The organism is Bacteroidota bacterium (genome assembly GCA_021300195.1).
Lineage (GTDB): Bacteria > Bacteroidota > Bacteroidia > J057 > JAJTIE01 > JAJTIE01.
Window position 1 is genome coordinate 45,878 of record JAJTIE010000035.1, and the last position, 10,957, is coordinate 56,834.

Below are 10,957 nucleotides of genomic sequence, written 5' to 3' on the forward strand. Positions count from 1 at the left end.
GCACGCTAGTAGGCGTGGTATTCGGGTATCCGCCTATGGCGCATTTCTCGATGTCGGCCCCCCCCCTCGGCAGGAGAATCCCGTAGCTCACCTGGCTGAGCACCCGTAGTGCAGTAGAAGATATCGCTACTGGCCCGCCTACCCGGCACCGTGGGGTGCGCCTCTTCTACGGGATTGGCAGCAGTAGGGTCGTCTACTCGGCCGTAGTACTCCAGCCCATTACGGGGCAATACACCAAAATCGTAGGCCGTAGAAGCATGGTCAAACCGGCTGGTAGCCACCTGATCTACATACACAATGGGCTGGACACTCTGGCCAATATGGCTATCATTCGCAAAAACAACAAAGGTGTAATCCCCTGGCTGGGCACGACAGAGTTCAATTCCATCATGGGTAGAATAGGTTGAGTGAAACCAGGTGTTTGACAGCTGAACGCAGGGCTGGATAGGTGCGGCATTCAGGATAGCGGGGTTGGTACGGGCATTTCCGGCATATACCTGCACGCGATAGGTGTGGAAGACATTCCGGATATTGACGTAAGACTCCCTGTCGAGCGAGAAGGTGTAATAGGCCGTACGATTATAGCCTGAACATCCTGTTATGGGATGACCGCTAAATGGGAGGTCATTCGTACAGTTGAAGAATTCTGGCTGGCACAGGGTGTAGGCCCTGCCCGTAGCAGGTACGGGCTGTACCCCAGGGTCATTCCAAGACAATGGGGTTCCATTATTGGCTACACAGGCTGTGGCAGGCCGGTTGAATCCAGGGCTGTTGGTCAGCCCCGTGCCGATGCCGATAGTCAGATTAACGGCTTCGCCCAAATTTCCGCCCGCGCCACTTGAGTATGTAGGGCTGACAAAGGAGCCACCGCTACCGTACTGAACAACCGTATACCAGCCCGCTGTGGCGGGGAATGGCGCATATACGTTGGTGCTCAGTTGTCCTCCACGGCAGCCCCATTCGCCAATTATGTTATCCGCATAAGGCGTCAGTGTGTTTGCACCGTTGCGGATGTCTCCGGCAAAAAGCCGGAAGTTATAATGACTACTTATTGTAAGAAAAGTGGAACCCGTAAGATAGAATACCCGGTAGATCTGCTTGGTAGCCCCGTCGCAGGGGGTGCGTCCGGCTATGGTGAGCGGGTTATCTATACAGGTCCAGAAATCCGTTTGTGCGTTTACAATTCCGGTTGTTATCGTTCCCAGGTTGTTTGGCGCAGCGGGATTACCGAAAGTGGTGACGGGAGCCGTAAGCGTGAAGGGGTGGGTTGATCTCCTATCCCTACATCATTTGCATCGCCAAATGACACCAAGGTGTATGTGCCAGGCGTAACACATACCCGGATGGGAGTAAGCAGAGCCTGGCAACCCGCCTGATCCACCAGGCCTGTAATGCGCCCCCCCGACTGAGGGAGTGCGGAGGCATCGCCCCGGTATAGCCGATAGGTAAAGCGCTGCCAGTTGCCACTACCAACGGTCAGAATACCGTTCTGATCAATCACTACACGGCGGTAAATGGCCTTTACATTTGGGCCACACAAATCGCCGGCGGGCAGCACATTGTTGTTGCAACCAAAGCGATCGAAAGCGCCGGATATGGTTACATTCTCGGGCAGGGGGTCTCCGCCGTTCACGTTATCAATGGCAGCGGCCGTAGCCAGGTTGAAGGCACTGGTGGCCTGCACCTGCTGGCCAAGTATCGAGAGCTGGACAGCCCGCCCGAGGTGGTTGTAGCAGCTAAAGATATCGGACGAATCGCCCAGTACCTGCACCATGTAGAAGCCCGCTGTTAGGCAGGTAAAGGAGTTTGATCCGGAAAAGGTACCACCCGCTACAGCCGTTACATCTAGCGGGCTGCAGCTGGCCATATAGCCGGTAGCGCTGTAATACAGGCGCACGCGTGGCGACCAGTCGGCAGGCCACCCTGGAACATCGTACAGGACCTGCGCATTCAGTCGTCCATCCCCCCATACGCCCGTATAGGGGTGGTTTCCGGCATAACGACTATCGGTAGCTATGTGTATAACCAGCTCCCATACATTCCCGCTCATCTCCATGGCGCCATAGTAGGCGGCACCAGAGGTAGAACGCTTCTCGTTCGCATTTCGGGCAAAGAGGCCGCAGCCTACCGGTCCCTCGCCCAGGCTATTGCCTGCCGGATCGTACAAACGATGTTCGTTTAGTGAGGGAGTGGTACCGCGATAGTGGCAGTTTGCGTTTGCATTCGAGGCATCGGCCAGCTCGGTTCCGTTTTCGGGCGTGGTGATGCGCAGCAACTGCGAAAGGGTGAATACATCCCGGCCCCAGGCAAATCCGCCCTCGGAAAAGGCCCCTACCCCCTTGCACACCTTTTCATACTCCAGCTCGGTCATGGGGCGCAGCGCCGCCCAGTCCAGATAAGAGAGCAGGTCGGCCTCGTCCATATAGTTATTTGCCCGGTTCGGTTCGGTGGATACATAGCCCTGGGTGCCAATGGTAATGGTATTTCGGTAGGCCGTAAAAGCACTCGCAAAACGCAAGGCTGCCACATTACCCAGTGTATTCAGAAAATCTACGTACTGGCCGGCACTTACCTCATACTTCATGCAGTAGAAGGCATCAAAGCCCTTGGGATAATTGGCAAGAAGGGCCACTTGCCCACCGCTGATGGGCAGGTTCCGGGCAGCCTCTCCGTCAATCCAGGTCCTGTTAATGGATAGATTCAAACCGTCCCTCGCCCTATCCGCGCCCACAATCGTGCTCATATAGAAGCCCTTATAGGTAAGGGGTCCCGCCACATCTCCGGCCCAGTAGGCGGCCTGGGGCACCTGTACCATCTCGATGGCATATACGCGTATTTCGTAGTCTACAGTTTGCTCAAAGGTGGCGCCATCGGTGGCGCCTACTATAGCCAGGGTTACGGTCTCTCCGGTTATGTGGCCAATCCCATCGGTGCTGCGGCGCACCATGGCACCGGTATTATGGTTGCCCGCATTGCCCAGCCGGTCGGTGGTGGTAATGTTTTGGGCAAACGCCAGGCCGGCACTGAGGCTGTGGTCGGCCAGGGTGGTGCTCAGCAGGGCGTGGCTAAAGGTGAGGTCGGCAGCATCGCAGCGGCGGAACTTGACGAATACCCAGGCGGCATCGTGGTTGCCGGGCGCGCCAGACACCATCCAGCTGTTTTGCCAGCTCAGCTGAAACTGCACCCGATTAGCACCCACACGCGTGATATTGGACACCACAATAGAGTTGGCCAGTGCTTGATAGCCAGATGCAAGAGCAAGGAAGACAATAAAACATCGCTTCATGATGATAGCATTACATAGAGAGATAAAATTAAAGAGGAGCAAACTCTCCGCATCTCCTCAAAACAGAACATTTTATATTGCGAAACAAATGAGATTGCTCATTTTTCGAAGACAAGACGAAACGAGAAGTGGGCTATAGATAACCGTCCAGCTGCGGCTGCTCCGCGGAAGGAGTCGTTCTGGGCCGGGTATCGTGCGGACGGGCATACCCCTCCTCATGGCGGGTGGCCACAGCCGCACTCGCGAGCGTGCGGACGAGCAAGACCTGAGCACAACGGATAAATATCTGCTACCTACAGGTTCTGGAGGGGGGGCGGGTGAGAGTAGATAGGCGCAGGTTTGGCCCACTACCCCTCCAGGTGGCGTTCGCTGTGGTAGCTGCTGCGTACCAGCGGGCCGCTCTCCACATACTTCAGGCCCTTGCGTAGGCCCACCGTACGGTAGTGGTCAAACATCTCTGGGGTTATAAACTCCTCCACCGGCAGGTGCATCTTGGTGGGCTGCAGGTACTGGCCCAGCGTCATCACGTCGCAGCCATGTGCCACCAGGTCATCCATTATCTCATACACCTCTTCGGGTGTTTCGCCCAGGCCCACCATAATTCCGCTCTTGGTGCGCAGCCCGGCCTGTTTGGTACGGCGTATCTGCTCCAGGCTACGCTCATAGCGGGCCTGCGGGCGCACCCTGCGGTACAGGCGCTTCACGGTTTCCATGTTATGGCTCACCACATTGGGGCGTTCGGCCAGCACCAGCTCCAGGGCATCCCATTTGGCCTTGAAGTCGGGGATGAGTGTTTCCATCGTCAGTCCCGGGTTCAGCCGGTAGCTCTCGCGCACGGTGGCGGCCCAGATGCTGGCCCCCCCGTCTTTCAGCTCATCGCGGTTCACACTGGTAATCACTGCGTGCTTTACGCCCATCTGCCGGATGGCCTCGGCCACACGTATCGGCTCTTCTTCGTCAAACTCGGTGGGCCTGCCAGTAGCCACGGCGCAGAAGGAGCACCCCCGCGTGCATACATTGCCCAGGATCATGAAGGTAGCAGTACCCTCGCCCCAGCACTCGCCCATATTAGGGCAGCGCGCACTCTCGCACACCGTGTGCAGCTGCTGCTTGTCTACTATGCTCCGCACACTACGATACTGGTCTCCGTAGGGCAGCTTTACACGCAACCAGTCTGGCCGTTTCAGGCTTTCCGTATTCTTTATGCTGGGTACTACCGGTAGCTCTATCATCTTGTGCAGGCTTATGTACAAAGTTCGTAAGATCTGTCTTCACCTACAAACAGCAGTATGGATAAGTAGGTTTCGGCTGAGGCATACACCAAACACCTGCCCGCGAGTACTCGGTAAGCCCGCTGCTCGAAAAAGCATCGTGGAGATCCGGTTGGATCCTGAATCTCCACGCTGCTATACGCTTAACCTCATCTGTCAACCCTGCGGCAGAGAACTCCAAGTTGACTTTACTTGGATTCCTCTTTCTTCTCTCCCGACTTTTCGCCGGAGCCACCCTTCTTCTTTTTGGCGGTACCCGACTTGGCGTGGGTTATCTTTATCTCATCCTCGCTGCCCAGGTCTACGGTAATGGTGTCGCTTTCGGCTACATTCACATTCAGCAGCTCATCGGCAATGGGATCTTCTACATACTTCTGGATTGCGCGGTTCAGGGGACGCGCACCATACTGCTGGTCGAAGCCCTTTTCGGCGAGGAAGTCCTTCATCCGGTCGGTTACTTCTACGGTGTAGCCCATTTCCTCTATGCGGCGGGTTACCTTGCTGAGCGAGAGGTCTACAATCTTCATGATGTGCTCCTTCTCCAGGCTCTTGAAGATGATGACATCATCCACCCGGTTCAGAAACTCGGGGCGGAACACCTTGCGCAGGGCTCCCTCCAGGGTGCTCTTCATGTGGTCGTAGGTCTGGGCCAGCTTGGCCGTGGTGCTGAAGCCTACGCCCGCGCCAAAGTCCTTCAGCTCCTTGGCCCCCACGTTGGAGGTCATGATGATGATGGTGTTTTTGAAGTCGATGCGGCGACCCAGTCCATCGGTCAGTATGCCGTCGTCCAGCACCTGGAGCAGGATATTGAAGATATCGGGGTGGGCCTTCTCGATCTCGTCTAGCAGAATTACGCTGTAGGGCTTGCGGCGCACCTTTTCGGTCAGCTGGCCGCCCTCTTCGTAGCCTACATATCCGGGAGGCGCTCCGATCAGGCGGCTTACGGAGAACTTCTCCATATACTCGCTCATATCTACCCGTATAAGGGAGTCTTCGCCCTCGAACAGGTAGTTTGTGAGTGCCTTTGCCAGCTCCGTCTTGCCCACGCCCGTAGAGCCCAGGAAGATGAACGAGCCGATGGGTTTATTGGGGTCTTTTAGGCCGATTCGGCTTCGTTTGATGGCTTTTACCAGCTTCTCTACTGCCTCATCCTGGCCAATGATGCGCCCACGAAGCTCGTCGCCCATGGTCTGCAGCTTTTGGATATCGCCCTCGGCTACCTTCTTCACGGGTATACCGGTCATCATGGCCACCACTTCTGCCACATTGTCCTCGGTAACAGTATAGCGCTTGGTCTTGGTCTCTTCTTCCCAGGCCAGTTTGGCAGAATCCAGGTCTTCGAGCAGGCGCTTTTCCTGATCTCTGAGCTGCGCGGCCTCTTCGTATCGCTGGCTCTTAACCACACGATTTTTCTGCTCCTTGATGTCCTCTATCTTGGCCTCCAGGTCCAGCACCGCCTTGGGTACATGGATGTTGCTGAGGTGCACCCGGCTACCGGCTTCGTCCAGCACATCTATGGCCTTGTCCGGGAAGTTCCGGTCGGTGATGTAACGTTCGCTGAGGGTAACGCAGGCCTCTATGGCCTCGTTGGTGTAGTTCACATTGTGGTGATCCTCGTACTTATCCTTGATGTTGTGCAGGATCTGTACGGTCTCGCTGGGCGAGGTGGGATCCACCATGATCTTCTGGAACCGGCGTTCCAGGGCACCATCTTTTTCGATGTACTGGCGATATTCATCCAGGGTAGTGGCACCTATGCACTGTATCTCGCCGCGCGCCAGGGCGGGCTTGAACATATTGCTGGCATCCAGGCTGCCACTGGCACCGCCTGCGCCCACGATGGTGTGCAGCTCATCGATAAAGAGAATGACTTCCGGGCTCTTTTCCAGCTCGGATAGCACGGCCTTCATGCGCTCTTCAAACTGGCCCCGATACTTGGTGCCAGCCACCAGGCTGGCAATGTCCAGGCTCACCACCCGCTTGTTAAACAGCACGCGGCTCACCTTGCGCTGCACGATGCGCAGGGCCAGGCCCTCGGCTATGGCGGTCTTTCCTACGCCGGGGTCGCCTATCAGCACGGGGTTATTTTTCTTGCGTCGGCTGAGCACCTGGGCTACCCGCTCTATCTCTGCCTCGCGGCCGATGATGGGGTCTAGCTTACCCTCCTCTGCCGAGCGGGTAAGGTCGCGGCCAAAGTTATCTAGCACAGGGGTTTTGCTCTTCGAGGCCTTCTTGCTGCGCTCGCCAGCCTCGCTGCTGCCGGATGGCTCGCCAGGCTCGGAGGGGAGTGCCATGCGTAGCTCGTCTCCGCCGGTCTCCAGCTCATGCTTCACCATCTCGTAGGTTATGCCAAAACGAGACAGGATCTGGGCCGCTATGTTGTCTTCGTCTCGCAGCAGGCTGAGCAGCAGGTGCTCGGTGCCTATCACGTCGCTCTTGAAGAACTTGGCCTCCAGATACGTGATTTTCAGCACCTTCTCTGCCTGCTTGGTCAGCGGGATATTGCCAATATGTACGTTGGCATTGGTTATCTTCACAGAGTCTTCTATGGTCTTGCGCAGCCGGCTCACGTCTACGCCCAGGCCTACCAGCAGCTTGATGGCGTAGCCCTCCCCCTCGCGGATGAGGCCCAGCAGCAGATGCTCAGTGCCTATATAGTCATGACCCAGCCGTAGGGCTTCCTCGCGGCTGTAGCTGATCACGTCTCGTACTCGGTTTGAAAAATTAGCTTCCATGTCTTGCTTTATACGTTAGGGCAACAACCCTTGTTGTGGCAAATGTTATTCCAAAATACCCACTGCCCGCAAAATGGCAGTATACACGCCGGTGCTCAGTAGCGTCGCAATGATCATCAGGTTCAGTACGCTGATGGGTAGCAGGCGCTTCCATCCCAGGTTCATCAGCTGATTGTACTTGAAACGAGGTAGCGTCCAGCGTACCCAGATAAACACAAACACCCAGAAAAAGGTTTTGGCAGCAAACCAGCCAATGCCCCACAGGGTCTGCCACAGGGGCTCCCAGCCTGCCACGCCCAGGGCACCCTCAAAGGGGCCGAGGTAGCCGCCAAAGAAAAGCGCGCTGATGATGGCACTCATCACCACCACATTCAGGTACTCACCCACAAAGAAGGCACCAAACTTCATCCCGCTGTACTCGGTATGAAAGCCACCTACCAGCTCCTGCTCGGCCTCTACCAGGTCAAAGGGTGTCCGGTTGGTTTCGGCAAAAGCTGTTGTGATAAAAATGAGGGCACCAATGGGGTTCAGAAAGAAGAACCAGGCCGTGCGCTGGGCCTCTACCAGGCTGCTAACGCGCAGGTACTCGCTACCGCCGTAGAAGGCATTGCCCAGCAGGACCACACCCACTACGCTCAGGCCCATGCTCAGCTCGTAGCTAATCATCTGGGCACTGCTGCGCAGGCCGCCAATAAGGGCATACTTGCTGTTACTAGACCAGCCGGCCAGGGTGATGCCATACACCGCAATGGAGCTGACCCCCAGGATAAACAAGATGCCAATGTTGGCATCAAAAATAATAAGCCCCTTGGCAAAGGGCAGCATGGCCAGGCCCATAACCGCCAGAAACACGGTAAGGGCCGGGGCCAGAAAGTGCAGAAAACGATTGCTATCTGCCGGCACAATATCCTCTTTCAGGATCAGCTTTACGGCATCTGCCGCCGGCTGCAGCAGGCCGAAGGGGCCTACGCGGTTGGGCCCGGGGCGCTGCTGGATGAAACCGGCAATTTTACGCTCGGCAAACACGCTGTAGGCTGCTGCTGTTAGCATCACAAAAACCACCAGGCCTACAAAAATGGCTTTCTCGGCCAAGGCACCCGCAAAGGACTCGGGCAGGACGTTAATCAGGTCGATCATGACGGAATAGGCATTTTCTCTTTGTGCAAAAGTACAGAATAAACCAACGCAATGGAAAACCAAACGGTGGCAGGCAGGCTGCCCGGGCGCAGGGCTGTACAGGCATGGCCGGCCGGGGGGCTAGCCGGCCCGGGCCTGCAGCAGCAGCCGGAGGGCCTCGGGGCCCGTGTTCATCAGCAGGTCTAGCCCGCTCAGGCCGGGCACATGGGCATCAAAGGGCTGAAAGTACAGGGGCAGCACATAGCAGCCTATGGCAGCCGGTGGGGCGGCCACGGCCTGCACCCCCAGCCCCAGGGCAGTGGCCATCTGCTGGATAAGGCCTTCGTTCAGTGCCCATAGCGTATCGGCCTGGGCCAGGGTGGCCAGCAGGGGGGGGCCATAGTGCTCCCAGTAGGCGCACCGCCCATAGGCCGACTGTAGGGCGCGGCTATGCACCTGCCGCCACCGCTGGGCATCCTCCGGCTGGGCCAGGGCCAGGGGCTGGTGGCGGCTGTGGTGCCGCACAGGTATTACCAGGGTTTGCACCCCGTTGCAGGTCTTTATCTGTGTGCGGCTCAGGGGGGTCTGCTTTTCGTACTGCACCTGTGTGCTGAGCCACAGCACCCGCTCGGAGGACCCAGCCTGCTGCACGGCCTGGGCCCACCAGTGCACACTGGGCAGGTAGTGGGGGGGCAGGGGCATCGGTGTCATCTGGCAAAAATAACCCATGCAGCACGAAGAAGACAGCTGCCCGGCAGATGCGGTATATTTGCACATGCGTATGCCCCTCTATCCCACCACTGCGCACGGGCCATGCCGTGCCGGGTGGGCGGCCCTGCTGGGCTGCCTACTGTGCATTGGCCAGTGCCTGGCGCAGCTGCCACACATCGATGTAGCCCGCTTCTATACCCTGGAGGGAGACCCCTATGTGGAGCTATACGTCGGCATCGAAACAACCCAGCTGGTGCGCAGGCCCGTGCAGGGGGGCTACCAGGGCCTGGCAGCAGTGCAGGTGCAGCTGTACAGCCTGCCCGACAGCACCCGGCTATTCGAAACCCGCGAGCACCTGAAGACCGAGACCCTGGCCGATAGCACCCAGCTGCCCAGCCTCATTCAGTTTCAGCTACGGCGGGCACTGCCGCCCGGAAACTATGGCCTAACCGTAAGCTGCCAGGATGCCCAGGCAAACGGCACAAAGGCACGGGTGTATGAGGCCCGCCGCTTCTTCTACCTCACCCCCCAGGCAGATAGCCTGACGGTGAGCGACCTGATGCTGCTACAGGGCTACCAGCCCTCGGACACCCAGCTCACCTCCTTCTCCAAGAATGGCTGGGAGCTATACCCCCTGGCTACAGATGGGGTGCTGATGGGCCAGGACTCGCTCTACTTCTACTGGGAATACTACCGGCTGGACCGGAAGATACAGGAACCCTACTACCTGGCCTACTACCTGCGCCCGGCGGGCAGCAGCGAGGCACCCGGGCAGGCACGCACCCTTACGCGCCCCAGCCTGCCCCGGGCCTACACCAGCTATGTGGGCGGCCTGCCCCTGGCCGGCCTGGCCGACGGCCTGTACGAGCTGCACCTGGAGCTGAACACCAACACCGGGCGGCTGCTGGCCCGCCAAACCCGTGCCCTGGCGATATACAAGGAGGCCGAAACCGAAACACAGGCAGACCTATCGGCCTACGACCGGCTGTATGGGTATAAGGACGAAGAGCTGCGCGAGCTAATCCCCCAGCTACAGCCCATCTCCTCGCGGCTGGAGGTAGACTTTGCCCGCGCGCTGCGCACCGAGGAGGAGCGCAAAAACTATTTTGTAAGCTTCTGGCAAAAGCGAGCTCGGGCAGGAGAAGCAGGCGAAAAAGAGCCTGCGGCCCTGGCGCTAGACTACCGGAAGCGGCTAGCCTATGCCAACCAGCGCTTTGGCCTGCCGGGCCGGGCCGGCTGGCAGACCGACCGTGGCCGCATACTGCTGCAGTACGGTGCGCCAAACACCCTGGAGCAGGTAGACAGCGACGAGCGAAGCCACCCCTACCAGCTGTGGAACTACAATACCCTGGATGGGCAGAGTGCCGTCTCCTTTGTGTTTGCCGACCTGGGCCTGACGGGAAACTACCAGCTGATACACAGCAGCCACCGCCGAGAGGTGCAAAACACCGCCTGGCGGCAGATGATCCAGCAGAACGGCAACGGGGCCGCAGGGGGCAGCCCGGATACGAGCCCGAATCAGCCAATTCTGGAACCGGGCAGGTAGCCCGACACCGCGCTGCACTGCACCACGGCCCTACCCTGGCTGGAGGCCCGTACGAGCAAGGAAATTGACAAGCGCCCCTATTCCCTTAACTTGGTAGCAAGGGATGCATGAAACAAGTCTAAAACCGTAACACCCGAAGATAAGCCGATGAAGACGATACGGACTGCCTGCCTGCTAGGCCTCCTACTGCTGCCCCTGTATAGCACCGCCCAAGACACGCTGCAAGTGCTGCAGCAAAGGGCTGAGCAAGGAGATGCAGATGCACAACACACTTTGGGACGGATGTACGCCA

General features: G+C 58.1%; 7 protein-coding genes. 1 reads left to right on the forward strand and 6 read right to left on the reverse strand.

Features of this window, described 5'->3' with window-relative positions; all coding sequences use genetic code 11:
• Positions 1-5: 5 nt before the first annotated feature.
• The 6 genes from LW884_08610 to LW884_08635 all read right to left on the reverse strand — a co-directional run bounded on the left by LW884_08610 (position 6) and on the right by LW884_08635 (position 9,119).
• On the reverse strand, positions 6-821 hold the full coding sequence (locus tag LW884_08610) for a hypothetical protein (GenBank protein MCE3008388.1): 816 nt from the start codon (positions 819-821) through the stop codon (positions 6-8).
• A gap of 371 nt (positions 822-1,192) precedes the next feature.
• On the reverse strand, positions 1,193-3,286 hold the full coding sequence (locus LW884_08615) for a formylglycine-generating enzyme family protein (protein ID MCE3008389.1): 2,094 nt from the start codon (positions 3,284-3,286) through the stop codon (positions 1,193-1,195).
• Between the two features lie 347 nt (positions 3,287-3,633).
• Positions 3,634-4,518, reverse strand: a complete 885-nt coding sequence (gene lipA / locus LW884_08620; protein ID MCE3008390.1) for a lipoyl synthase — start codon at positions 4,516-4,518, stop codon at positions 3,634-3,636.
• A 227-nt stretch (positions 4,519-4,745) separates the two neighbouring features.
• Entirely contained in the window at positions 4,746-7,292 is a 2,547-nt protein-coding gene (locus LW884_08625) for an ATP-dependent Clp protease ATP-binding subunit (protein MCE3008391.1), read from the reverse strand.
• 45 nt (positions 7,293-7,337) lie between these two features.
• A complete protein-coding gene (nuoH, locus tag LW884_08630; protein MCE3008392.1) occupies positions 7,338-8,342 on the reverse strand; it encodes an NADH-quinone oxidoreductase subunit NuoH in 1,005 nt (334 codons plus the stop codon).
• Positions 8,343-8,549: 207 nt separating this feature from the next.
• On the reverse strand, positions 8,550-9,119 hold the full coding sequence (locus LW884_08635) for a WbqC family protein (GenBank protein MCE3008393.1): 570 nt from the start codon (positions 9,117-9,119) through the stop codon (positions 8,550-8,552).
• Between the two features lie 64 nt (positions 9,120-9,183).
• Here LW884_08635 and LW884_08640 point away from each other — a divergent pair, with 64 nt between their 5' ends.
• Positions 9,184-10,665, forward strand: coding sequence for a GWxTD domain-containing protein (locus LW884_08640; GenBank protein MCE3008394.1), 1,482 nt, complete (start codon positions 9,184-9,186; stop codon positions 10,663-10,665).
• The last annotated feature ends 292 nt before the right edge of the window (positions 10,666-10,957 follow it).

What these genes read in the sequence shown, in the direction of transcription:
- LW884_08615 (MCE3008389.1), bottom strand. Translation starts at nt 3,286, where the DNA reads ATGAAGCGATGTTTTATTGTCTTCCTTGCTCTTGCATCTGGCTATCAA.
- lipA (MCE3008390.1), bottom strand. Translation starts at nt 4,518, where the DNA reads ATGATAGAGCTACCGGTAGTACCCAGCATAAAGAATACGGAAAGCCTG.
- LW884_08625 (MCE3008391.1), bottom strand. Translation starts at nt 7,292, where the DNA reads ATGGAAGCTAATTTTTCAAACCGAGTACGAGACGTGATCAGCTACAGC.
- nuoH (MCE3008392.1), bottom strand. Translation starts at nt 8,342, where the DNA reads ATGCTAACAGCAGCAGCCTACAGCGTGTTTGCCGAGCGTAAAATTGCC.
- LW884_08635 (MCE3008393.1), bottom strand. Translation starts at nt 9,119, where the DNA reads ATGACACCGATGCCCCTGCCCCCCCACTACCTGCCCAGTGTGCACTGG.
- LW884_08640 (MCE3008394.1), top strand. Translation starts at nt 9,184, where the DNA reads ATGCGTATGCCCCTCTATCCCACCACTGCGCACGGGCCATGCCGTGCC.